Source organism: Paenibacillus sonchi (genome assembly GCF_016772475.1).
Classification (GTDB): domain Bacteria; phylum Bacillota; class Bacilli; order Paenibacillales; family Paenibacillaceae; genus Paenibacillus_AQ; species Paenibacillus_AQ sonchi.
The window spans coordinates 1552882-1577233 of sequence record NZ_CP068595.1; the positions used below are offsets into that span (position 1 = coordinate 1552882).

Annotated in this window: 23 protein-coding genes; 9 read left to right on the top strand and 14 right to left on the bottom strand. The window is 53.3% G+C overall.

Annotated features, from left to right (window positions below; translation table 11 throughout):
- Positions 1-50: 50 nt before the first annotated feature.
- Complete coding sequence (locus JI735_RS07120; RefSeq protein WP_233476291.1) at positions 51-1499, bottom strand: putative bifunctional diguanylate cyclase/phosphodiesterase; 1449 nt, start codon at positions 1497-1499, stop codon at positions 51-53.
- Positions 1496-2989, bottom strand: coding sequence for an ABC transporter substrate binding protein (locus JI735_RS07125; protein WP_233476292.1), 1494 nt, complete (start codon positions 2987-2989; stop codon positions 1496-1498). Before JI735_RS07125 ends, JI735_RS07120 begins: the two co-directional genes overlap by 4 nt.
- Positions 2990-3300: 311 nt before the next feature.
- Between JI735_RS07125 and JI735_RS07130 the strand changes: the two genes are divergently transcribed.
- Positions 3301-4278, top strand: coding sequence for a LacI family DNA-binding transcriptional regulator (locus JI735_RS07130; protein WP_039833465.1), 978 nt, complete (start codon positions 3301-3303; stop codon positions 4276-4278).
- A gap of 510 nt (positions 4279-4788) precedes the next feature.
- Positions 4789-5253, top strand: a complete 465-nt coding sequence (locus tag JI735_RS07135; RefSeq protein WP_039833464.1) for a DinB family protein — start codon at positions 4789-4791, stop codon at positions 5251-5253.
- A gap of 128 nt (positions 5254-5381) precedes the next feature.
- Here JI735_RS07135 and pgmB read toward each other — a convergent pair whose 3' ends face one another.
- From pgmB to JI735_RS07155, 5 genes are all read right to left on the bottom strand, one after another.
- On the bottom strand, positions 5382-7328 hold the full coding sequence (gene pgmB, locus JI735_RS35410; RefSeq protein ID WP_233476293.1) for a beta-phosphoglucomutase: 1947 nt from the start codon (positions 7326-7328) through the stop codon (positions 5382-5384).
- 80 nt (positions 7329-7408) lie between these two features.
- Positions 7409-8389: a glycoside hydrolase family 65 protein gene (locus tag JI735_RS35415; RefSeq protein ID WP_233476294.1), complete on the bottom strand. Its 981-nt coding sequence runs from the start codon at positions 8387-8389 to the stop codon at positions 7409-7411.
- Positions 8390-8509: 120 nt separating this feature from the next.
- On the bottom strand, positions 8510-9601 hold the full coding sequence (locus JI735_RS07145; protein WP_020425922.1) for a carbohydrate ABC transporter permease: 1092 nt from the start codon (positions 9599-9601) through the stop codon (positions 8510-8512).
- Positions 9602-10717, bottom strand: coding sequence for a carbohydrate ABC transporter permease (locus tag JI735_RS07150; RefSeq protein ID WP_233185153.1), 1116 nt, complete (start codon positions 10715-10717; stop codon positions 9602-9604).
- Between the two features lie 271 nt (positions 10718-10988).
- On the bottom strand, positions 10989-12416 hold the full coding sequence (locus JI735_RS07155; protein WP_202677245.1) for an ABC transporter substrate-binding protein: 1428 nt from the start codon (positions 12414-12416) through the stop codon (positions 10989-10991).
- 45 nt (positions 12417-12461) lie between these two features.
- Here JI735_RS07155 and JI735_RS35420 point away from each other — a divergent pair, with 45 nt between their 5' ends.
- Positions 12462-12704: a hypothetical protein gene (locus JI735_RS35420; protein ID WP_233476295.1), complete on the top strand. Its 243-nt coding sequence runs from the start codon at positions 12462-12464 to the stop codon at positions 12702-12704.
- Here the strand turns inward: JI735_RS35420 and JI735_RS07160 are convergent.
- Together JI735_RS07160 and JI735_RS35425 are read right to left on the bottom strand one after the other, a co-directional pair.
- Positions 12690-13451, bottom strand: coding sequence for a substrate-binding domain-containing protein (locus tag JI735_RS07160; protein ID WP_233476296.1), 762 nt, complete (start codon positions 13449-13451; stop codon positions 12690-12692). The two genes, JI735_RS35420 and JI735_RS07160, sit on opposite strands and share 15 nt — an antisense overlap.
- Positions 13415-13693: a LacI family DNA-binding transcriptional regulator gene (locus JI735_RS35425; RefSeq protein ID WP_233476297.1), complete on the bottom strand. Its 279-nt coding sequence runs from the start codon at positions 13691-13693 to the stop codon at positions 13415-13417. The genes JI735_RS07160 and JI735_RS35425 overlap by 37 nt, the downstream gene beginning before the upstream one ends.
- Before the next feature lie 462 nt (positions 13694-14155).
- On the opposite strand from JI735_RS35425, the gene JI735_RS07165 reads away from it, so the two are divergent.
- From JI735_RS07165 to pepT, 4 genes are all read left to right on the top strand, one after another.
- Positions 14156-15169 (top strand): LLM class flavin-dependent oxidoreductase, encoded by a 1014-nt coding sequence (locus tag JI735_RS07165; RefSeq protein ID WP_202677246.1) that lies wholly within the window; start codon positions 14156-14158, stop codon positions 15167-15169.
- 1169 nt (positions 15170-16338) lie between these two features.
- Complete coding sequence (locus JI735_RS07170; protein WP_202677247.1) at positions 16339-17376, top strand: hypothetical protein; 1038 nt, start codon at positions 16339-16341, stop codon at positions 17374-17376.
- Between the two features lie 31 nt (positions 17377-17407).
- A complete protein-coding gene (locus JI735_RS07175) occupies positions 17408-18073 on the top strand; it encodes a sortase (protein ID WP_051052060.1) in 666 nt (221 codons plus the stop codon).
- Between the two features lie 97 nt (positions 18074-18170).
- Positions 18171-19403 carry a peptidase T gene (gene pepT / locus JI735_RS07180; RefSeq protein ID WP_039837350.1) on the top strand — a complete coding sequence of 411 codons (1233 nt, stop codon included), beginning with the start codon at positions 18171-18173 and terminating at the stop codon, positions 19401-19403.
- Between the two features lie 68 nt (positions 19404-19471).
- Here the strand turns inward: pepT and JI735_RS07185 are convergent, their stop codons facing one another.
- The 3 genes from JI735_RS07185 to JI735_RS07195 form a co-directional block, all read right to left on the bottom strand.
- Positions 19472-19903, bottom strand: coding sequence for a winged helix-turn-helix transcriptional regulator (locus JI735_RS07185; RefSeq protein WP_083886842.1), 432 nt, complete (start codon positions 19901-19903; stop codon positions 19472-19474).
- Between the two features lie 249 nt (positions 19904-20152).
- Complete coding sequence (locus JI735_RS07190; RefSeq protein WP_039837351.1) at positions 20153-20527, bottom strand: winged helix-turn-helix transcriptional regulator; 375 nt, start codon at positions 20525-20527, stop codon at positions 20153-20155.
- Positions 20511-20690 carry a hypothetical protein gene (locus JI735_RS07195; protein WP_083886843.1) on the bottom strand — a complete coding sequence of 60 codons (180 nt, stop codon included), beginning with the start codon at positions 20688-20690 and terminating at the stop codon, positions 20511-20513. The genes JI735_RS07190 and JI735_RS07195 overlap by 17 nt, the downstream gene beginning before the upstream one ends.
- A 201-nt stretch (positions 20691-20891) precedes the next feature.
- Between JI735_RS07195 and JI735_RS07200 the strand changes: the two genes are divergently transcribed.
- Positions 20892-21212 (top strand): cupin domain-containing protein, encoded by a 321-nt coding sequence (locus tag JI735_RS07200; RefSeq protein WP_039837352.1) that lies wholly within the window; start codon positions 20892-20894, stop codon positions 21210-21212.
- 90 nt (positions 21213-21302) lie between these two features.
- On the opposite strand, the gene hxlB is transcribed toward JI735_RS07200, so the two are convergent.
- Both hxlB and hxlA read right to left on the bottom strand, forming a co-directional pair.
- A complete protein-coding gene (hxlB, locus tag JI735_RS07205; protein ID WP_202677248.1) occupies positions 21303-21860 on the bottom strand; it encodes a 6-phospho-3-hexuloisomerase in 558 nt (185 codons plus the stop codon).
- 7 nt (positions 21861-21867) lie between these two features.
- A complete protein-coding gene (gene hxlA / locus JI735_RS07210) occupies positions 21868-22500 on the bottom strand; it encodes a 3-hexulose-6-phosphate synthase (RefSeq protein WP_020425935.1) in 633 nt (210 codons plus the stop codon).
- A 271-nt stretch (positions 22501-22771) separates the two neighbouring features.
- Here hxlA and JI735_RS07215 point away from each other — a divergent pair, with 271 nt between their 5' ends.
- Positions 22772-24157, top strand: a complete 1386-nt coding sequence (locus JI735_RS07215; RefSeq protein WP_039837357.1) for an MATE family efflux transporter — start codon at positions 22772-22774, stop codon at positions 24155-24157.
- Positions 24158-24352: the final 195 nt, after the last annotated feature.

Sequence of the window (24352 nt, forward strand, 5' to 3'; positions counted from 1 at the left end):
AGAGGTATTGTTACCTCTCATTTCGCCCCAGCCCCAAACTAAACTCCAGCTCAGCCCGCTGGTCTGCCGGAAATCCAGCCGGCCACTTCTTTTTCCGGGATCGGTCGGCTAATGAAGTAGCCTTGGATCTTGTCACAGCTTGTCCGCTCCAGAAATTCCAGTTGTTCCCGCGTCTCTACACCTTCGGCGGTTACGTTCAGCCCCATGTCATGGCCAATGGTGACAATGGAGCTGGCCAGCGACATGTTGTTCGGGGTGTCAATGCTGTCGATAAAGGATTTATCGATCTTCAGCGTGGTAATTGGCAGCTGCTTCAGATAGCTTAGCGAAGAGTAGCCTGTCCCGAAATCGTCAAGCGCAATACCGATTCCTCTCTGTTTGAGGGGTTCCAGCTTAGAGCTGATCGCCTCGAAGGATTCCATAAAAATCGACTCAGTAATCTCCAGCTCCAGATACTCCGGCGCAAGTCCGGTATCCTCCAGTACAGCCAGCACCATATCCGTGAAGTCATCAAGCATCAATTGGACCACTGATATATTCACCGAAATGTGATAGCCTTCGTATCCCTGTGCCTGCAACTCCCTCATGAAACGGCAGGCCTTGCGCAGCACCCATTCCCCAATCGGAACAATCAGGCGGCAATCCTCGGCGATGGTGATGAACGACAGCGGAGACACAACGCCAAGCACCGGGCTGTTCCAGCGGATCAGGGCCTCAAAGCCCCAAATCCGGCCTGTGCCGGTATCCACCAGCGGCTGATATTGCAGCGATAACTCATTGTTTGCAATCGCATTCCGTAAATGATGTTCAACAATCATCCGTTCATCAAAATGCTGCTGCATCTCTTCTCCATAGATGACATAGGTGCCTTTCCCCGCCTCCTTCGCCTTATACATCGCAATATCAGCATTTTTCAGCAATTCCCCGGCATCAGTCCCGTTCTCCGGATAACTGGCGATTCCGATACTAATCGAGATATGTACACTGCTGGCATCAAGCTCAAAAGGCGCACTGAAGCCCTGCACCAGAGACTCCGCATAGTAAATTACCTCAGCATATCCGTCCACCTCCTTAATCAGAATGACAAATTCATCCCCTCCAAAACGGAAATGCCTGCACCGCCCGTCTGACAGCTCCAGCAGCCGTTCACCAGCCTTCACCAGCAGTTCATCGCCAAAGGTATGGCCCATCGTGTCATTAATGTATTTGAAGTTATCGATATCCAGGAAAAAGAGTGCGGCCTGCCCGCCCGGATGCTTATCAATAAAATCCGTCAGCTCCTCGGACAGCGACAACCGGTTCGGCAGACCGCTAAGAACGTCGTTATAGGCCAGCAGCCGGTATTTTTCTTCACTGGCCTGCAGCAGCGCCTGGTTCTCCACAACCTTGTTATACTGCTCCATAAGCTCATCCTGCAGAGCAGTCAGCTCCTCATAGGTGGACTCCAGTTCCTGGTAGCTGATCTGCAGTTTGCTCTCGTAACCCTTGCGGTCCGTCACGTCCACCATCGATCCCGCAAAACGGATATACCCTCCGCCTGCACTGCGCAGTACCTTGCCCCGGGCCTGAAACCATAAGTATTCCCCGATTTGCTGCGCATCCGGTACTCGGCATAATAATATGAAGACCGCCCCTCCAGATGCTGTGTGCGCAGCCTGTCCTCCTGCTCGGCATCCTCCGGATGGACAATCTCCCTCCACCCGCCATGGCTTTCATTCACCTCACCCCGTTCGTAGCCCAGCAGCTCGTACCAGCTGTCCGAGAAATAGTAGATCATCGTAGACATATCCACATCCCAGATCACCGCATCCGAGCCAAAGGCTGCCAGACTGAAACGCTCATTGCTCTTTTCCAGGCGGCTTCGCATCCGTTTCACCAGCTGCACATAGAACAACAAAAGGAGGATGAAGACCACCAGAACAGCAAAAGCTGCACTAATGCCCAGCACCAGCGTCCTATAGGTTTCGTAGAAGGAAAAGGGCTTGTTGATTATCTCGCTGCCCTCCGGCAGCTTGTTAAGGGGAATCCCAAAATGCCGAAGCTCGTTATAGTCATACACAATCCGCATTGTGCTGTCCGTAACGACCGGCAGCTCATCGGCGCGTTCCCCCTGCAGAATACGCAGTGCCAGTTCCGCTGAGGTCTGGCCCTGGATTTTGCCGCTGATCAGGCTTCCGCCGAAGGCCCCGTGGTTGAGGGCAAAATCATAGAGATGATAGACCGGTACACGGCTGCTTTTACCCAGCTCGCTTGCGAACCGTTCAAATTCGATAATTCTTCCGGTAGAATCACTGTAGTATGTAGTCATGAGCACAATGCTGTCTGATGAGAGGCCCGAGACGGTGTGAACAATCTGTTCACTGGAGAGACGGTTTAGGGGAATGAGCTCAAGCCCCTGATTCAGCGAGGCAATCTGGTCCATGGCCAGCTTACCCGTAGAGAGTCCGCTTTCAGAGTTGTCAAATACAACATACACTTTGCGGATGGAAGGATTAATTTGCAGTGCCATTTGTATGGTGCGGGTGGGGTCGATCTTTTCGATCACACCGGTTATATTGCGCTTGTCCGGGATGTTCTCCACACCCAGTTCATTTACTCCGCTGAATATAATAGGCGCGTCGTCCAGGATTTCCTGCCGGTATTTCAGAGCGAAGCTGAGTGCGGCATCATCCGTGGTAATAATGGCATCAACATGGATGTTGTGATATTTGAGCTTAATCGTCTGATACAATTGCCGGAGATTCTCCTGGCTGGGATAACGTTTCCAGTCCATATACTCCGTATAAATCACCGGGGCATTCTCCGCGCCTTTGAGACGTTCTTCAATGCCGCCGCTTTGCTCATCCGTCCACACAAAACCCTTCTGGTAGGAATGCAGCACCAGCACATTCTGCGGAGGCTGACCCTCGGCCTTGGCCGTCAACGCCGGAAACAGGAATGCGCTCAGCATAGCAACCAGAAGAAGAGGCATCCGCCAGCTTTGTAACACTTTGAGATAAAATCTCCCTGCAACCATTAGCATACCCCCATGCATCTATCTCAAAGTCTGCCCCATCACTCTCAATAGTGAAAACCTTGTACTCATGAGCCATAAAATATACGGGAAGTTTCGACAATATATTAATTCGTTGACCGTCTTCCGCTTCCCTCTTTATGGCGCTATTTTCACTGAATTATAAGGAGAACAACTTTAACCGGACCATCTATCAGCAGGTATAACCATAACCGGCTTTGTGGACAGTTCAGGTCAGACGGGATAGAATAAATTTGCAGGAACCGCTTAGACAGGAGAGCTTTATTATGCCTACCATAAAAGACGTAGCACTCAAAGCCGGTGTTTCGGCTACCACGGTATCCAGAGTGCTGAACAACAGGGGTTATTTAAGCGAAGCGCTGAAGCAAAGGGTCTATTCCGCGATGGAGGAGCTGAACTACAGGCCCAATGAGCTGGCCCGCTCACTAAGCCGTTCCAGATCCAATATTATTGGACTGATCATCCCCCTTGTCTCGCTTCCTTTTTTCAGTGAATTAACCAGCTATATAGAGGAGCATGCCTACCTGAACGGGTACAAGCTGCTGCTCTGCAACTCCCAGCAGGACAAAATCAAAGAGCTGGAATATATCGATATGCTGCGTTCCAGCCGGGTCGACGGCATCATTATGGGCAGTCACACGCTGGAGGTCGAAGCCTACCGGCAAATGAATCTGCCCCTGGTCACCTTTGACCGGCAAATCTCCCCGGCTATTCCTTATGTCTGTTCGGACAACTATACCGGCGGACAACTGGCTACCACATTATTAATTGAAAAAGGCTGCCGGAAGCTCGCCCATATCGGCGGTCACCCGGAGCTGAATCTCTTATCCAACCTCAGGTATGAGGCTTTTGTGGAGACCGCACGGCAGGCGGGTATATGGCACACCTCTCTGCATACGGACAATAACAGCTTTGATGTTCTGGCGTATGAACGGCTGCTGGAGCAGCTGTTCCGGGAACATCCCGGGATCGACGGCATCTTCGCCGGCAGTGATCTGATCGCCGCCTATGCGCTGAAGGCCTGCCGCGAGAGCGGGCGGCGCGTGCCGGCGGATGTGCGGATTGTCGGCTATGACGGCACCGCACTGTGCAGCCTGAATCATCCGTCCATCACCACCATCCGGCAGCCGATGGAAGAGATGGGCCGGCTGGCGGTAGAGCTGATTCTCAAGCAGGTGGAAGGCACGAGCGTCCCCTCTGCGAATATTTTGCCAGTGAAGCTGCAGGAAGGCTCTACGACTTAACTCGCGGAGACCGGGGGCGACCGGCGGTACGGTCAATGCGTGGTGCTGCGCGTATGGCGGCAGCACGAAGTCGCGGCAGAGGCGGGCGGCTCTGTGCGCGGCAACGCAGACAGGCGGCTCCTCCACTCCGCTTATTCCTTTTCCTTTCCTTGCAGTTACCCAGCCCAATTGGAGAGACATCTCTGCGCTAATTGCACTTTCTACAATTATTCGGAACAAACGAGCTCCAAAATGAGCAATAAGTGTATTTCGTACAATTAAAGATCAGCTTTTCCCTCCAAATCGGTTTTTTCAAAGAAAATAACTGTACAGAATACAATTAAACTAGTAACTAAGAAGAAACCCTGCATTGTAGTTGTACGAAATACAACTCCCCCCTGGCGCAACTGTCATTATGTAAAATCGCCCCCCTTTTCCGGGCGTTCGGGCGTTCGGGCGTTCGGGCGTTCGGGCGTTCGGGCGTCCAGGCGTTCCGGCATTTCTAAATAAATCGAAAGGCAGTGAAGGCGAATGGTACAGACCACAATTTCGGGCCTGCAATCACTCTTGAAGGAGGTTCCTGCGGCGTTCATCTCTATTTCTCCTGAAGAAGCGGCAGCTCCGCGTCCGGGAGGCAAATGGTCCAAGCTCCAGCTGCTTGGACATCTGTGCGACTCCGCTGTGAACAATCTGTCGCGCTTCATCAAAGTGCAATACGAACCGCAGCCGCTGCGTCTTGCCCTTTATGACCAGAACGAGTGGATGACCGCCCAGCACCACGGCAGCGCCACCCAAGAGGAAGTGTTAGCTCTCTGGATCAGCCTTAACCAGGCTATCCTGCGGGTCATTTCCGGCCTCACTTCAGAGCAGCTCCGGCTTGTCTTCCTGCAAGAGAGCGGCGAAACCGTGACTCTGCAATGGCTGATCGGGGATTATCTGGAGCACATGAAACATCATTTGGGGCAGATCTTCCCGGACGCTTCCCGGACGATATAGATTGAGCTTTTCGACCGATTTATGGGATATCTGCTGCAGAAACTGCAATAGATATCGCATGCCGTGGTTCTAAATGCAAACACCCCGCCTCTTCTCCAGCAATGGAGAGTAGGCGGGGTGTTTTTCGTTTATGGCTTGATCAGCTCCAGCAGCTTCTCTGCGCTCAGCTCCGCGGCCCGGGGCAGCAGCAGATCGGCATCGCCCAGCTGCGCCGGGCTTCCGATGCCTACGGCCTTCATGCCCGCGGCCTTGATCGCGGCGATGCCCGCCGCCGCGTCCTCCACGCCGATGCAGTTGCCCGGCGTGACCCCAAGCAGCTCCGCCGCCTGCAGGAAAATCTCCGGATCGGGCTTGCCCTTCCGGAGACCGGCCGGGTCGGCGATCGCCTGGAACCAATGGGCTGCGCCGAGACGCTCCAGAATGACTGGAGCGTTCAGGCTCGCCGAGGCCAGCCCCACCAGGATTCCCCGCTCCCGCAGGGAATCCAGCAGCTCCGGGACCCCCGGCAGCAGGTCCGCCGGGGTGATGCGTCCGATCATTTCCCTGTAATGATCGTTCTTCTGCTCCGCCAGCCGCAGCTTCGCGGCTTCCGGGAGGCTCAGGCCGCTGTCCTCCAGCACGATGTCCAGCGACTCCATGCGGCTGACGCCCTTCAGCCGTTCATTCTTCTCCCGGCTGAAGGGCACGCCCAGCTCATCGGCCAGCGCCTGCCAGGCCAGATAGTGATATTCGGCCGTGTCGGTGATCACGCCGTCCAGATCGAAGATCACCGCTTCCAGCCGCTTCGCCAGCGGAACCCGCACCGGCTCCTGCGGAGACAGGCGCAGCGTCTGCTCCTTGTGCCGGATCTCTAGCCCCTCCCCTTCAAGCAGCGTATACACCGCTGCCTCCCGGCCGACATAGATGTCCAGCAGCTGTCCGCTGAACGTAATTTTGAACCGGTAGCTCTCCCACTGCTCCGGCAGCGCCGGGCTAAAGCACAGTTGTCCGTTATATTGGCGCATGCCGCCGAAGCCGTTCACAATCGACATCCAGGAGCCTGCCATCGCGGCCATGTGCAGCCCGTCTTTGGCATTGCGGTTGATATCATCCAGATCCATCCGTACCGTCCGGTCGAAGTAGGCGTAGGCTCCGGCCAAATCACCGATTTCGGCGGAGACAATACTGTGAATGCACGGCGACAGGGAAGAATCGTGAGTCGTCAGCGGCTCATAATACTGATAATTGCGGATTTTATCGGCCAGGCTGAATTGATCGCCGAGCAGGAACAAGGCCATGACCAGATCGGCCTGCTTCAACACCTGGTGGCGGTAGATGACCAGCGGGTGATAGTGCAGCAGCAGCGGATATTTATCTGCCGGGGTCCGCCCGAAATCCCATTTCTGCTTGCTCAGGAACGTATCATCCTGCGCGTAAATGCCCAAAGCCTTGTCAAAAGGAATAAACATCTTCTCCGCAGCTTCCAGCCAGCCATCTGCCTCCTCCGCACTTAGCCCCATCTCATGCTGGAGCCGTGCATAATCACCGGGATATTCGCGGCGGAGCCAGTCCGCCGCCTCATAGGCATACAGAAGCTGCTCCCGCACCATAAGGTTCGTATAGGCGTTATTGTTCACAATGGCCGTATATTCATCGGGCCCGGTTACAGCGTCAATACAGAAGGCTCCGCCACGTGCCGGATTGTAATGGCCAAGGTCTGCCCAGAAGCGCGACGTTTCGAACAGCATTTCCGCACCCTTGGCGGCGAGAAACTCCACGTCCCCGGTCGCCTGTACATACTGCTTGATGCCATAGGCAATATCGGCATTGATATGCGCCTGGGCTGTGCCTGCCGGGAAATAGGCCGAGTTCTCCGCGCCGTCGATCGTGCGCCAGGGGTACAGCGCCCCCTTCTGCGACATGACCGCCGCCCGCTCCCGCGCTTTGCCGAGCGTGGCATAGCGGAACTCCAGCAGCGCCCGGCTGACTGCAGGCTGGGTGTAGGTAAAAAACGGCAGCATATACATTTCCGTATCCCAGAAATAATGGCCCTCATACCCTTCGCCGGTCAGGCCTTTGGCGCCGATATTCGTCACGCCGTCACGGCCGGCAGACTGCAGCAGCTGGAAAGCATTGAAGCGGATTCCCTGCTGCAGCGCCGGATCACCGGCAATCTCTACATCCGTATGGCTCCAGAAAATATCCAGGTAGGCCTGCTGTTCAGCGGCCAGCCCGGCAAAACCGCATTTCCCGCCATGTCCAGCACAGAGGCGCTCCGGCTAAGGAGCTCCGCTTCGTCATAATCCTTGGAGGTATGGTACGTAATATATTTGCTCAGCGTGACGCTCTCCCCGCTGCGGACGGCAGCGGCATAACACACCGAAACGCGTTTCCCTGTCCGTTCGCGGCTCATCTCACGCCCGGACTCCGCCTGCAGCTCATGACCCATCGCTGTCACCAGCGCGAACCCTGTATGCCGCGTCCGCTGCTTCATCCACAAAAAGCCGCCGGCCCCCTCATCCCCAGTGTCCTCCAGCAGCAGGCTGGACTCCGTACGGCCCGCCCCCAACCGGGGATCACCGCTGGCCTCCGGCCGGGCGATCTCCCCGTCCATGGCGGAATCCAGCTTCAACGTCCCGTCAAAATTCAGCGCCGTTACCCGGTATTCAATGGCGGCAAGATGCTTATGCTGCAGAGCAACCATCCGCCGGATCTTCAGGAGCACCCGGTGGCCCGCAGGCGATTCCCACTCCACCTCACGGTGGAGAATACCGCTTTTCATATCCAGCCTGCGCGCGTAGCGGTGTACCGTACCACTGTTCAGATGGAAGGCATGGCCTTCAACACTCAGCTTAATGATCCGGGCATCGGTCACATTCAACATCGCCTGATTGCGGCCGGGATACCCGTACGCCCCTTCGGGATATACAATCGGCTCCGAATCAAAGAAGCCATTCAGATAATTCCCGGCAACCGCAGTTCCCGCAAGGCCGTGATAGCCTTCCTCGAAATTGCCGCGCATGCCGATATATCCATTGCCCAGCGCGAACACGCTCTCGCTCCTCTGGTTATATTCATCCTGATAGTAGTCTTCGTCAAGACTCCATTCCCGGTAGGGATACAGCGCCGCCGGGTGCTCATAGGGCTTCATCTTCATCGCTAAGTCTCCTTCTCATCGCGGACTTCTTCCGGACCGGCCCGCATGGGCGGTCCAGACCTCCGCTTTATAGATTTGCCACCGGAACCGGCATTGCGTGCGCACCGGTCCGGCCAACCGTCAGCCCTTCACCGAACCGCCCATAAGCCCTCTGACGAAATACTTTTGCAGCAGGAAAAAAATCGCCAGCGGCATCAGCATCGAAATAAAAGCTGCGGAGGTCAGCAGATGCCAGTCGTTGCCGCGTGAACCGACCAGGTCGGCGATCTTCATCGACATGACCTGCACCGAAGGCTGGTTGCCGATAAAAATCAGCGATACCAGATAATCATTCCACACCCAGAGGAACTGGAAGATCCCGATGGAGGCCAGGGCGGGCACAGACAGCGGCAGAATCAGCCTGCTGAAGATCGTAAAATGGCTGGCTCCGTCAATAAAAGCGGATTCGAACAAATCCTTGGGCAGCTGGCTGATAAAGTTGTACATGAAGTAGGTGACCAGCGGCAAACCGAAGGCGGTATGCGCCAGCCAGATCCCCAGATAGCTTCCGTTCAGACCAAGCGAAGTATAGTCCTTAAGCACAGGGATCAATGCGACTTGAATCGGAATCACGAGCATAGCGATAATGATAACGAACAGGGTTTTGCGGCCCGGGAACCGCAGCCAGGCGAAGGCATACGCGGCAAAAGAGGCGATCAGCACCGGAATGACCGTAGCCGGGACCGCAATCGTCAGCGTATTCCAGAAGGCCTGCGACAGCCCCGTACCCTTTTGCACCGTTTCACTGCCGTCAGCTTCCGTGAGTTTGTATTCTTTGCCGGACAACACATTATTGTAATTATCCATAGTGAAATCAGGAATGGTCTTCCAGCCCTGCTCCTGGACATTAATCGTGCGCGCTCTGCGGTTCTCCCACATCAGACGGCTGTCGTCCACCTTCACGCCCGCCTTCAGCTGGTCGTCCGTGTAGGTCTGGCCGTTCACCTCAATCGGCTGGCGCAGATCGGTATCCTTGGACAGCTGCAGCGTCTCGCCCTGCGTCCACTCCTGATGGGGGAATACCTTCCACCAGCCGGTCTGCAGAATATCCGCTGCGGGACGGAACGAGGAAATAAAGAGGCCCAGCGTCGGGAGCAGCCAAATGAAGCAAATGACGCCCAGCACGAGATTGACGATGGTTTTGCTGCCTTTTCTTTTCTTTTTGCCGGCCATTTAGAATCCCCCCTGCTTGCGGAACTGCCGCAGATTAATAAGAATTACAGGCAAGACGGCAATCAGGAGTACAATAGCCAGCGTTGAACCGTACCCGAAATTGCGGTACATAAAGAACTGCCGGTAAAACTGTGTCGCTACCACTTCTGTATCGTATTGACCTCCTGTCATTACCATGACAACGTCAAATATTTTCAATGTAAAGACAATAATAGTGGTTGTAACCGTCAGAATCGTTGCGGAAATGAACGGAATCATAATGCCGAAGAAAATTTTCACCTCACCTGCACCATCCACACGCGCGGCCTCCAGAATATCGTCGGGAACCCCTTTGATAGCTGCGGAGAAGATCACCATTGCAAACCCTGTCTGCATCCAGATCAGAATCACAATGAGAAAAAAGTTATTCCAGGGCTGCAGCATACTCGTCCAAGCCTGCGGTTCGCCGCCAAAATAGGTCACAATCGCATTCAGCAGTCCGATTTGCTCGTCGCCTGGCTGATAATAATAGACAAATTTCCAAATTACCCCTGCGGCTACAAAAGAGATGGCCATAGGCATGAAAATGATCGACTTGGCGATTTTTTCGTAGCTGCTGCGGTCGGCCAGAATGGCGATAAGCAGCCCGAAGCAGACACAGGCCAGCGTTCCGATGAATACCCACAGCAGATTGTTGCGCAGTGCGGTCGCCATGAGGTGGTCGCTGAAGATCGCAGCATAGTTGCTGAGTCCGACAAACTTCTCCGAGGAAGCATTAAAAAAGCTCAGGTACAGCGTCCGCAGCGCAGGCAGCACCAGCAGCCAGCCCAGAATGATTACCGCCGGCCCGATAAAAATATACGGCAGCACCTTCCTGCGGATATGGTCAGGATACCGCTCCGCCGCCCAGGTCAGCGTATAGTAAATCAGATACACGCCAAGGACGCCCCACAATACGGCAAGAACCGCAGTCAGCAGCGGGTTCAGCGTAGAATCCCGGAAAAACACAAAAATCAGGCCATTGATTACGATATTGGCAAGCAGAACCCCAAGGGACAGGAGCACCGCCTTGATGCTGATGGACTGTTTCACTTGTGCACCGGGGTCACTGGATTTCGGCTTCATTTGTGCATCCATATTGACTCCTCCTAAAAGCTTTGTGAGCTTAAGCATCCTCCGAACCGCTTCGTACAAAACTGGCTTCGGAAGCATAGGCTTAAGTTTTGTGCGCAAAACCTTTTTTCGTACGCATACGCTTAGGTTTTGCGCAGCAAAACCCTTCGTAAGCCTTGCAAACTGTCCATTCGGGCAGTCAGCGCGCCTTTGACAGGCAAAAAGCGGGACAGGCTATTCTCGCTGCTCACTGCCCCGCTTTTCAGATAAATCTATGACTTAAGAAAGTCCAGGCTTAATTGTTCCAGCCTGACTGAATCTGCTCCAGCGCCTGATCCAGTGTGGCCGTTCCGCTTACATAGTCGGTCATGCCTTTCCAGAACGTGCCCGCACCCACTTTGCCCGGCATCAGGTCAGAGCCGTCGAAGCGCAATGTGGAAGCATCCTGCACCAGCTTCGCCATCCGGCGGTCGGATTCGGAGGTATACCAATCCAGGGAAGCATCATTCATTGGGGCAATCACGCCGCCGGACTGTACCCAGGTTTTGATCGATTCACCTGTGGTGAAGAACTCCATGACTGCACGCACTTCAGGACGGTCATTGAACATGGCGTAGATATCGCCCGCTACCAGCACCGGCTTGCCGTATTGCGGATCAATCGGCGGCAGATAGAACCAGTCGTAATCCTGATCCACCTTAGCTGTTTCCGGGAAGAAGCTGGTAATGAAGTTCCCCATCAGATTGAACCAGGCTTTTGGCGGGTTCTCGAACATCGGTTTTGGCGCATCCCCGAAAGCTGTGGTTACGATCGATTTGGTTCCGCCATAGACGTAATCCTTATTGAGCCAGATCTTGGACATCACTTCTACGGCATTCTTTACTTCAGGCGAGGTGAACGGCAGCTCGCCTTTGACCCATTTATCATAGTTTTCAGGCGTAGTAGTACGCAGCATAATGTTCTCTATCCAGTCGGTTGCCGCCCAGCCCGTTGCCGCACCGCTCTCAATTCCGATGGTCCAGGCCGGGTCGCCGTCCTTGGCGATTTGTTCGGTCAACGCCATCATGTCATCCCAGGTTTCAGGAACGGTATAGCCGGCATCATCAAATTGCTTCTTTGGATACCAGACCAGACTTTTCACATTGCTGCGGTTCCAGATTCCGGCCATGATCTTGCCGTCTTTCCCGTCCATGGTGGACATATCCAGCCAGCTTTTGTTGTAGTTCGCTTTGAGTTTCTCCTGGTCCAGTACCCCGGTCAGATCGACCACCTTGCCGGTTTTGGCAATGGAGGCCAACAGGCCCGGCTGCGGGAAGTCGGCGATGTCCGGCGCATTGCCGCCGTCAACGCGGATGTTGATCGTCGCTTCGAATTCCTTCGACCCTTCATATTGGATATCGATTCCGGTTTTTGCCTCAAACTCCTTAATGCTGCTCTCAAACTTCACCTGGTCAGCATCCACGAACGGTCCGAACATGGTTACCTTGGTGCCTTTATATTCACCTTTCATGGCCAAATCCAGCGGCGAGCCCGCAGCAGCGGCTTCCGAAGCTTCCGGTGAAGCCTGGCTGTTAGATGCAGCCGGTGCTTCTGTAGCCGCTGGCGGATCGGTCTTGGCCGCATTGTTTGTGTTATTATTTCCGCCGCATCCGCTAAGCATCATGGTGAAGGATAAGCACAGCACCATGGCGAGTGACAGTTTCCGTCCCGTAGCCTTTTTCATTCGTCATACATCCCCTTTAATATGGTTTTAGAGACTGCATTCCTTATGTCTTCTTCCGGGTATTGCCTCCGCTTGCCTGCGGGATCACCTCCTTGTAAAGCTTTTCATAAAGAATGGGAATTAGAATCCGGCATTGCTTGTATGCGTTTTCAACATTCTAATGGCGATGTCTGCCGGAGGTTATTTATGCTGCTGAATTGTTTAAATGAAGCTTTCCAGCGTGTTGCACAGTGCTTTGAAAAGCTTTTCAGAATGTTAGAAAATGAGCAGCGCTCATCTTTCCCGTGAGGATTCTCTTACAATCAGCTTATGCTCCATTTTTTCCGTGGGAACTTCAACCTTCCCGGTGGTCAGCAGTTCATGCAGTTTCTCCGCTGCCCGATAACCCAGTTGATAAATGGGTTGTGCAATAGTCGTCAGCTTCGGAATGAACATGCCTGACATCCGCAGATTGTCGAACCCGATGACGGATACCTGACCCGGTACCAGAATATTGCGGTCCTTCAGATACGAAATGGCTCCCATTGCGAACTCATCGGCTACACAGAACAGGGCTGTCACTTGCGGATAATCTGTAAACAGCTCATGCGCTGCCTGATAGGCATGCTCAAAGCGGTGATTGGCGTATTTGACCTGCTCTATACTGTGTTCAAGCCCGGCTTCATTCAGCGCTCTGACAAATCCTTCATAACGCGGCGGGCCGGACACGGAGTTGTCATGATTGAACCCGATCATCCCGATCTCGGTATGTCCCAGCTCAATCAGGAACTTCACGGCGTCATATGCCGCTCTCTCATCATCAACCTCCACTGAAGGCACATCGAATTCTTCCGAATGGGAAGACACCAGTACAAAAGGGATTCTGCAGCCCGTCAGCTTCTCATAACATTCCGGATACAGAACATCACTGGCATATACAATCCCATCCACCTGCTTCTCATGAAACGTGTCAATGTAGCTTAGCATCCGTTCCTTGTCGCGGTCCGTATTGCAGATCATCAGACTGTAGCCCAGCTTAATGCAGGCATCCTGCATCCCCGGATCACTCCGGCAAAGTAAAGGTTCTCAATATCAGGTATAAGCAGTCCCAGTGTATTGGATTTCTTGTAAATCAACCCCCTGGCAAAAGCATTCGGCTGATACTTCAGCTTCTCAATGGCTTCGATTACACGGCTGCGCTTGCTCTCTACTACAGTCTGGGGTGCATTCATCACACGCGACACGGTGCTGATCGACACCTCTGCCATTTTGGCGACATCTCTGATTGTTGGCTTCATTTGGGTGACTTCCTTTGTTTTAGAAAAGCTTTTCACAGCGATTATAACAAGGGTTCACAACTTTGACAAGAGATTTTTTTAAACGCTTACATTGGAAAATCACGGTCAAGATACACCCATCCTGTACCAGCTTATACTATCCAGATGTTATATGATTCCACCGGAAAGTGAACCCGGCAGTTAGCATTGTCCATTTTTGAAAACCTTACCGGCACCCATTCTTCATCGACTTGCGGATTTATGGACTTGAGGATTTATGAACTTGAGGATTTATGGATTTGCGGAATCGGAATCCCTCTTCTCATACAACCTATAATACCTAAAGGAAACTGCCTTCTCCAAGATATCTGCTTACTTAAAGTGTGTAAATAATAATATTTCATGTTATAATGGCCGGGTAGATTACTTCCGCACTGCAAATACTGGTTATTCATAGAAATATTCATTCAGGAGGGATTGTTGGTGAAAAAACTGCAGGATATTCCGTTTTCCGTACTGGATCTGGCCCCCATTGTGGAGGGGGGAACGGCAGCGGACTCTTTTCATAACACGCTGGATCTGGCCCGCCATGCCGAGGCTTGGGGCTATCACCGCTACTGGCTCGCGGAGCATCATAATATGCCGGGCATAGCCAGCTCCGCCACTTCGCTAGTGATTAGCCACGTGGCTGCAGGCACCAAGAGCATCCGCGTAGGGTCAGGAGGCATCATGCTCTCCAACCATGCGCCGCTGATGATTGCCGAGCAATTCGGCACGCTCGAATCTCTTTATCCCGGCCGTATCGACCTCGGGCTGGGCCGGGCTCCCGGCTCTGACCAGGCAGCGGCCCGGGCCATGCGCCGCGGCCTGGGCCAGGACGGCAGCGAATTCCCTGAGCAGCTCAGCGAGCTAAGAGCTTACTTCGATCCGGACGGTGCCGGATCACGTCCGCTCGGCGTGCGCGCGGTACCCGGCGAAGGGCTGAATGTGCCCATCTGGCTGCTCGGCTCCAGTGGCTTCAGTGCCCAATTGGCGGGGCAGCTGGGTTTGCCCTTCGCTTTTGCCAGCCATTTCGCACCCGATTATCTGCTGCCTGCCCTACACCTGTACCGCACCAGCTTCAAGCCGTCGGCAGTGCTCGATAAACCGCATGTCATGGTGGGACTTGGCATCACGGCTGCCGAAACAACTGAGCAGGCCCGCTGGCTGGCCACCTCGCAGCAGCAGCAGTTTCTGAATATTATCCGCGGCCGGACCGGCAAGCTGCAGCCGCCGGTAGACAGCATGGAGGGACTGTGGTCCCCTCAGGAAAAAGCCATGCTGCTCAGCAAGCAGCTGTACTCCATCGCCGGAGATCAAGCGGCCATTAAAGAAAGGCTTTTGCAGATCGTGGAAGAAACACAGGCTGACGAATTCATTGTCGCCTCGCAGATTTACGACCATTCTGCACGCCTGCATTCCTATGAGCTTGTTGCCGAGTTGGTTAAGGGAAGCTAATCTAATCTATTCAAAGTAAGAATGGAACAAGGGAAAGGGATTGCGCCGGTCAGGGAAGCATTCAGGCCGACTGCGCAATCTCTTTTTTTGCATCATTACCCAACGGGCAGACAGCCACAGTTTAGTTAATGAAACACTTTGTGGAATAAAACAGGTCCGGCTGTATATTCAACTTCCTCTCTCCTACCACGCTTTAACCCGCATAAAACCAGGGTGGGATCATCACCGGGTATGTTTTTTAGCCATACACCTCCACGGCAGCTCAAAGAATCCAAAATATTCTCCCGCTGCCGCAATGAAGCTCATCAAAAACTGAAGCTAAGTGGAAAAAGTAAAACTAATTCGCTGAAATCCGGGCTTCTGGCGGTTTTAGTTGGATTTTGTCCACCTAATTCATGCCAATTGGCCCCACACGGCTGCTTTTGGCCGAATTAGTGGTACTTTTTCCAACATAAGATACTCCATACGCTGAATGGGTTCGATTAGTGGTACTTTTTCCAACATAGGTTACTCCATACGCCAAATGAGTTCGTTTTGTGGTACTTTTTCCAACATAGGTTACTCCATACGCCGAATGGGTTCGATTAGTGGTACCCTTTTCCAACATAGGTTACTCCATAAGCCGTATGGGTTCGTTAAGTGGTACTTTTTCCAACATAGGATACTCCATAAGACGAATGAGTTCGATTAGTGAACCTTTTTCCCGCTAATAGAGACTGCTCTCTTCGTCAATTATTTAAGTTCAATCTATATCGTTGAAAAGCTAACGGGTATACTCCAGATGAAGTGAAACCGGCGCCGGAATAATGCTATGTTTGTTCTTTATAAAATACATTCTTCCTTTATAATATCGAGAAATAATCAATTATAGGAAGCTATCCATAAATAAAGGCATATTAAGTTAACTATTTGATCCTATATAATCCCTAAAGTCGATTTTCAGCGTTTTTGTTTATCTTGAAATTTGATTATACTGATGTTATTCGTTATAACGAACATACATAACCCGTCCTCACTTAACTCATTATTAACCGCTCTATTTTATATTTAGTAGTCCTTCAAAAAACCACTCTTTTCGACAAGGTTTGAGCAAATCACTGAATAAAGCAGAGCTGGTACCGGATTTCCCCGGTGTCAGAATTGATTTCCCATGAGAAAGGAGCGGGCAAGTGAAGAAAAAATACCATAAGGCAATACTAGGCTTGTATATTCTGATTGTTCTGGCCGGGGTAGTCTGGCATGCCGGGGGAGTAAGTGCAGAGGACACGATAAAGCTTACGGTGAATTCGCACACAACCAGTATGGCTAAGATGGCCAACATGCAGCCGGGAGATGTGACCACTTCCGGCTATACAGTGATTAATGAGGGCAATGAACCGTTCAACTACTATGTAGATTTCAAATTCATGTCCGGAGACCGCGAATTGTACAATATTCTGCAAATGACCCTGCAAAAAGAGGGAGTCATCCTTTATTCCGGAGTGATGAGCGAGGCAGAGGGGCGAGTGGCTGTGGGAAGACTGGCCGGGGGAGGCCAGGAAGCCATTCAGATGGATGTAACTTTTCCGTATGAGGCGGGCAATGAATATCAGGCGACAACGGCCAGTGTAGCCTTTGTGTTCTCCGCTTCCGGTGAGCCCGGACCATCGGCTGAACCTAGCGCTACTCCTTCGGCTTCTACTACACCGAATCCGTCGGCTGAGCCTAGTGCCACGCCTTCGGCTTCCACTACACCGAACCCGTCGGCTGATCCGAGCGCTACTCCTTCGGCTTCCGTTACGCCGAACCCGTCGGCTGACCCGAGCGATGCACCGAATCCGCCGAGTGGTCCAACGGCCTCACCAGCAGGCAGCTCGGTGCCGGGTACAATCGCCACACCGTCCGCTTCACCTTCGGCAGCCGCATCACCGGGTCCTGAAGAGGCTACTGTAACCGATCCGCCGGTTCCGCTCGGAGGCCACAACAGCAGCGGGGGCAATGCACCTTCAGCTTCACCGGGTCCCGGCAGCACCGGAACCGGCACTGAAGCTGCCCCGTCGCCAGACCATGAAACACCGCTGAATGACAATGAGCTTCCGCTTGGAGGACCGGATGGCGGCGATAAGCTGCCGGACACAGCGGAGCCGTGGTATAACCTGGTTCTGCTCAGTTTGGCCGTAGCGGTTGTGAGTGTAATTATCCTACGCAGACTGAACTCGAAGAAATAGGACTATTCCATCACAGGTTGGAGGAGAGAGTATGAAGAAGCGTTCCGGGCTGGTCATTGCCGTGAAGCTGGTCTTCGTACTCTCTTTGTGTGTCCTGCTCTATTCAGCCTTCCAAATCCTCAAAGCACCGATAGAAGCACGCCAAGCCTTGCAGGAATGGGAGAAAAAGAGGGAGGAAGCTCCCAATTTATACCATGCAGAGGAAGAAGCACCACTGCCTGACGGAATGGCCACTCCATTGGAGGGAACCGCTCCGTCCAAGCCCGCCTACACCATAGGCGACATTATTGGTGAAATTTATCTGCCCAGGCTGGATAAGCGGATTGCCATTGTGGAGGGCACAGAACGCCCGCAGCTGAAAAAGGGAGCCGGACATGATCCGGGCAGTGCCCTAATCGGCGCAGCCGGCAACAGTGTGCTGGCCGGCCACCGTGACACGGTGTTCCGGGGACTCGGTGCTTTGCAGAAAGATGATCTGATCGAGGTGGAGACTGCCGAAGGCAGATTCATCTATAGCGTTACAGGCAGCACAATTGTAGACGGGGACGCCAGAGGGGTTATCAAGCAGAGCGATGAGGCAGTACTCACGCTCATTACCTGCTATCCGTTTACCTATGTCGGCTCCGCACCGGACCGCTATCTGCTCTCAGCTGTTCTTCTCCGCAAAGAGCCTGCTTCTCTATCCCGGCAGCCCTAGAGCCGCTGGCTTGCCCGGTTCTCCCGCTAAGGGATGAGACATTGTATAGAAAGTGATACTATAGACATATGATGACACAGAGGAGATGACCTGTTTAATGAAGGAAAAGCTGATAGAGCGGTTTATTTCATATGCCCAAATGGACACCCAATCGAATGATGACAATGAAGCCTGCCCTTCCACACCCGGACAGATGGACCTGGCCCGCAAGCTGGAAGCTGAGCTGCAAGAGCTGGGGCTGGTGGAGGTTACCGTAGACGAGCATGCTTATGTCATGGCCACCTTGCCTGCCAATACCGACAAGGAGGTTCCTGTCATTGGCTTTCTCGCGCATCTGGATACCGCGACAGATCTCACCGGTGCGGGGGTGAAGCCGCAGCTTGTCGAGAACTATGACGGCAAGGATATTGTCCTCAATAAAGAGCTGGACATTGTACTCTCCACGGAAAGCTTCCCCGAGCTGGCCGGATATAAAGGCCACACCCTGATTACCACGGACGGGACAACCCTCCTGGGCGCGGACAACAAAGCGGGAATCGCTGAGATTATGACCGCCATGGCCTATCTGCTGGAGCATCCGGAAATCAAACACGGCAAAATCCGGGTGGCTTTTACCCCCGATGAGGAAATTGGGCGCGGACCGCATAAATTCGATGTCGCACGCTTCGGTGCTTCCCATGCCTACACCGTGGACGGCGGACCGCTCGGGGAACTGGAGTACGAAAGCTTCAACGCTGCCGGAGTCAAAATCAGCTTCAAAGGGGTGAATGTGCATCCCGGAACCGCCAAGGGTAAAATGATCCACTCCGCCAAAATCGCCATGGCGTTCCATCTCAGACTGCCGTCCGGTGAAGCCCCGGAATTCACTGAGGGCTATGAGGGCTTTTACCATCTGATCTCCATGCAGGGTACAGCGGAGCAGAGCAAGCTGCAGTATATCATCCGCGATTTTGACCGCGAGGCCTTTGAGAACCGCAAGGCGTATATCGCTGCAATTGTTGAGGAATTCCAGTCCACCTATGGGGCGGAGAATATCGTGCTGGAAATGAAGGATCAATACTATAATATGCGCGAAAAAATCGAGCCGGTGCGCCACATCGTCGACATCGCCCAGGAAGCCATGGAAAACCTCGGCATTACACCGGTGATCCGCCCGATCCGCGGCGGTACAGACGGTTCGCAGCTGTCGTATATGGGGCTGCCTACGCCGAATATTTTCACTGGCGGCGAGAACTTCCACGGCAAATTCGAGTACGCCTCGGTAGATGTCATGCTGAAGGCCGTTCAGGTTATAGTCGAGATTGCCAAGCTGACTGAACAGAAGGCCTAACTGCTGCGGATTCCGTGTTGCACAGGCCCGCAGAAGACAACAAATATCCCCGGCTAGGAGCAGTAGCCCTAGCCGGGGATATTTGTGTCCGTTTTAGTCGCCGGGTCTGCGGCTGGAGAAGGAGACTGGTACCCGGGAAGCTGAGGAGGCGCCTTGCCGAATTCCTCGCGGTAGGCCTCGCCCCAGCTTTTGATGCTCAGAATGGCTGCTTCCAGACCTCTGCCCCACTCTGTCAACGAGTACTCCACCTTCCGGGGAGCCTGCGGATACACCTTGCGGTGAACCAGGCCGCCCCGTTCCAGATCTCTGAGCTGAAGCGACAGCATCCGTTGGGTGATCTCCGGGCACAGCCTGCGGATTTCATTGAACCGCTTCGTGCCGCTGATTAGATGATAGAGCAGGACCCCCTTCCACTTGCCGCCGATCAGATCAAGTGTGCTCTGAAGGGACTCCTGGCTGTCCTTTGAGTTGGCTGCTCCGCGGCTCCGCTGTATGTTCATAAGCTGTGGTCTCCTTCGCCCAAATTATGTATATCGCTATTAACACGATTGTATCACATATCCCTTGGAAACTAAGCAAATAACCTCTCACTGCTGGAATAGGCGGCAGCGGGAGGTTATGAACAGACAGGTATTTCAGGCCAGTGTCCGGGTTAAGACTTCACCGGAAGCCAGTCCGGCGTCGGATACCGTTCCAGCCTCATCTCCGATTATTTATTGTTTTATTAAAAAGTAGTATTCAGCAGGGTGCTACCGTTCACCGGGAGGGATGTCCTTCCAGATTACATTCTCGCCATAGTTTTTGCCCCAGTCATACATCATGCGCAGCACTGGCAGCAGACTTTGGCCATATTCTGTCAATGAGTATTCTACTCTCGGGGGAACCTCCGCATACACTTGCCTGAATACAAGCTGGTCTTCCTCCAGTTCGCGGAGCTGGTTGGTCAGCATTTTTTGGGTGATATGGGGAATCAGCTTTTTCAGCTCACTGAAGCGTTTCGTCCCTTCCAGGCCCAGATGCCACAGAATAATCAGCTTCCACTTCCCGCCGATGACAGCAAGCGTAAGTTCCTTCTCACAGTTGATTTCCTTCAGGTTAATGCGGTCCTTAATCTCCGTTGCCAATCTGAATCGGCCCCCTTCCCTCCTTAATCATACTACAGAACACCGGTGAAACGCACATGGCAGGCGGAGCCGAAGGACTTTTGAAATTTCCGGCGAAGCCGTAAGCACGGGTGTTTTTACCCGCTGCTGTACTTTTCTTGGCATCTTCCACCCTCTCTGCCACCGTTGGGGGAGAAGTTCAGCTTTTCAGTTGATTTGTCCCCTTTCTACCCTTGGTTTATCTATCCCACCCTTCGTGGAAGCAAGGTTATACTATTAAATGAAAGGTATCCCGGCGAAACATGACAACTTTACAAGGAGGTCCGAACGGCTGATCAAGTCCCGGGTATTACAACACACTATATAGATGGAGGCAGATTAGAATATGAGCAAATTGGGAGTATGGGAACCCGCAGAACCGGGAGTCAAACGCTGTATCCTGAATGCGGCAGGCAGTCTGATGATGATGGAGGTTCATTTCGAAGAGGGAGCCGAGGGGTATGAGCACAGCCATCCCCATGAGCAGATGAGCTACTGTCTGCGCGGAAGTTTCGAATTCCGCATTGACGGCAAGAAGCATAAGGTACGCGCAGGCCAGAGTATTGCCATACCGCCAAATGCCAAACATGGCGTAACCGCACTGGAAGCAGACTCAGCACTGCTCGATGCCTTCACGCCTATCCGTGAAGATTTGCTAGAGCGCTAGAACCGCTTATCTCAGGATTTATGCCGAATCCCGCCAACCGCTGAACAACCAAGCACCGCCTGTCCGGTCTCCCGGGCAGGCGGTGCTTGGTTATTCCAGATTCGCATGGTTGCCGAACATCCGGGTGGAGGTCTGGCCGGTCTCTTCCATTATCCGCAGAATCACGGCATCATAGAAGAGCAGCAGAGTCTGCTCAAACAGCGAGGCCATTGGCTGGATAGTAATCCGGCCTCCGTCCGCCTGCTCCTTGGGCGCACCCGGCAGCTTGACGACATGATCGGCCAGCAGTCCGATGGACGACTCCGGGGAGAGGGTCACCGCCACAACGGCGGCTCCCACAGCCCGGGCCTTCACTGCCATGGACAGCAGGCTTGCCGTCTCGCCGGACCCGGTGCCCAGCACCAGCACATCGCCCGGTCCAATCCCCGGCGTTACCGTTTCGCCGACTACATAGGCATCCTTTCCGGCATGCATCAGCCGCATGGCGAAGGCCCGGCCCATGAGCCCGGAGCGGCCGGCGCCTGCGACAAAAACCCGGCCGGAGCGCAGCAGCAGCTCCGCCATCTGCTCAGCCTCCCCTGCCCCGAGCTGCGCGACCGACCGCTGCAGCTCATTCACAATTTCCTGTGCATAGCTGAATGTATTCATAAGCGGCTCAGGCTTGGCTGACCAGGCGCTTCATTTCCGCCGCCGCTGCCTTCTGATCGCTTTCGCCGGTAATCCCGCCGCCAACGATGACCAGATCAGGACCGGCTGCAATCACTTCAGGCAATGTGTTCAGCTTGATGCCGCCGGCAATCGCTGTTTTGGCCTGTTTCACTACACTTTTGATGGCCTGCAAATCAGCAAAAGAGTTTTTCCCCTCCGCCTGATGGTCATAACCGGAATGCACGCAGACATAATCCACACCGAGCGCGTCTACTTCGGCAGCTCTGGCCGCAATGTCCTTGACGTTGATCAGGTCCACCAGAATTTCCCGGCCGCTTTTCTTCGCTTCCTCAACGGCCCCTTTAATCGTCGAGTCGTCAGACACGCCGAGTACGGTTACGATGTCTGCGCCTGCTTCAGCCGCCTTCATCACCTCGTACCCGCCGGCATCCATAATTTTCAGGTCAGCCAGCACGGTCAGGGCCGGAAAGGCTTCCTTAATTGCCTTCACAGCATGCAGGCCTTCATTAATGACAATCGGTGTGCCGATCTCCACGATATCAATAAATCCGGCGACTTCCGAGACAATTTCCTTGGCTCCATCAATATTTACAAGGTCCAGCGCTAATTGCAGCTTCATCTATTCAAGCCCCTTTTCAATAGTTTTAAGTAAGTGCTTCACCTATTGTAGGTTCATAACTTTAGCAAGGGAAGTAGGCACTTTGCCGTATTGTAGTTACCTGAAGGATACTATTGTGCGGGTACGGGACTGCCTAAGGGGAAGGCATTCAGAAAATCATGTACATTTTTTTCAGAATTTTCGTAAAAACACTGCATTTTCATTAAAGCTGTGCTAACATACACCTTGTTTACAGATTGGAGCAACCTGAAATCACTAAAAGAGGTGTGTAATGAACCAAACGAAACACCAGGAGTTTAATTTGGTTAAGCTGACCTGGCCTATTTTTCTGGAGCTGTTTCTCTTCATGCTGATGGGAAGTGTGGATACGTTCATGATCAGCTCCGTGTCTGATGATGCGGTGTCCGGCGTGGGCGCAGCCAATCAGATTATAACTATGGCTATACTCGTGCTCAGCGTGATCGGCAACGGGGCGGCCATTGTCGTTTCGCAATATCTCGGATCTAGGAAGCCCAAAGAGGCGGCGGAGGTCACGGGCAATGCCGTTACACTCAATCTGGCCGTAGGCATTATTCTTAGTACAGCCATGCTGGTCTTCGGGGAAGCGCTGCTGAGAGCGCTGAACGTGACAGGGGATATTCTCATCCATGCCAAGGTTTATATTCATATTGTCGGAGGCGGAATTTTCCTGCAGGCGCTGATCAATGCCCTGGCTACGACCATACGCACCTACGGATTCACCAAACAGACGATGCTGGTCTCCCTGCTGATGAATCTTATTCATGTAGCCGGCAACTATCTGCTGATCTTCGGTCATTTCGGTTTGCCTGCGCTGGGTGTACAGGGAGCGGCGATTTCTACAGTAGCCAGCCGTTTGATCTGCCTCGTTATTTTTTTCCTGCTGCTCTATAGAATTATGGAGGTGCGGGTGAAACTGGCTTATTACATTCATCTTTCCAAAAAATATGTGCTGCAAATTCTCAAGATCGGCATCCCGTCGGCTTTTGAATCGGTGATTTATCAATCCTGCCAGCTGATTTTCACCTTATATATTACGTATCTGGGCGCAGAGGCTATGGCCACCCGCCAGTATGCACTTAATATTTCTAACTATATTTATCTTTTCAGCGTAGCGGTATCTATGGGCACCTCGATTATCGTGGGGCATCTCGTCGGGGCAAGACGGCCGGAGGAGGCCTACAAGCGGGTGTTCAACAGTGTGAAGTGGGCGCTGCTTGTCACGGTCATCATTGATGCTGCCGTCATTTTCTTCCGCGTGCCGCTGATGGGGCTGTTCACGGATAATCTGGAGATTATCGCTTTGGGCGCACAGGTGATTCTGCTCAGTATTTTTCTGGAGACGGGCCGTACCTGCAACCTGGTCATTATCAACTCGCTGCGCGCTTCGGGCGATGCCAAATTCCCTGTCTATATGGGACTCATTTCGATGGTCTGCATCAGTCTGCCGCTCGGCTATGTGCTGGTGTTCCAGCTTCATCTGGGCCTGGCCGGAGTCTGGCTGGCTACCGCTGTTGACGAATGGCTCCGGGCGGTGATCATGTATTTCCGCTGGAAGAGCCGGGCTTGGGTGAAGCATCGCCTGATTGAACACGAGACGGCAGAGCCTGCTGCCCCAACCGCCACACCGGCGCATTGATCTACGGAAACGAAAAAGCGGTTCAACCTGATCTCTCCAGATCCGGTGAGCCGCTCTTTTACTCTTCTGGCTGAAAAATATGATTTTGACCAGATTTCCTTTGCCGATGAGGAATTCTTCTGCTTCACCTGCCGCAGCAAGGGCTAGGCTCCTTCTCCGGTGCAGCGCTCACTTGCAGGAGGCTTCCATATCGCC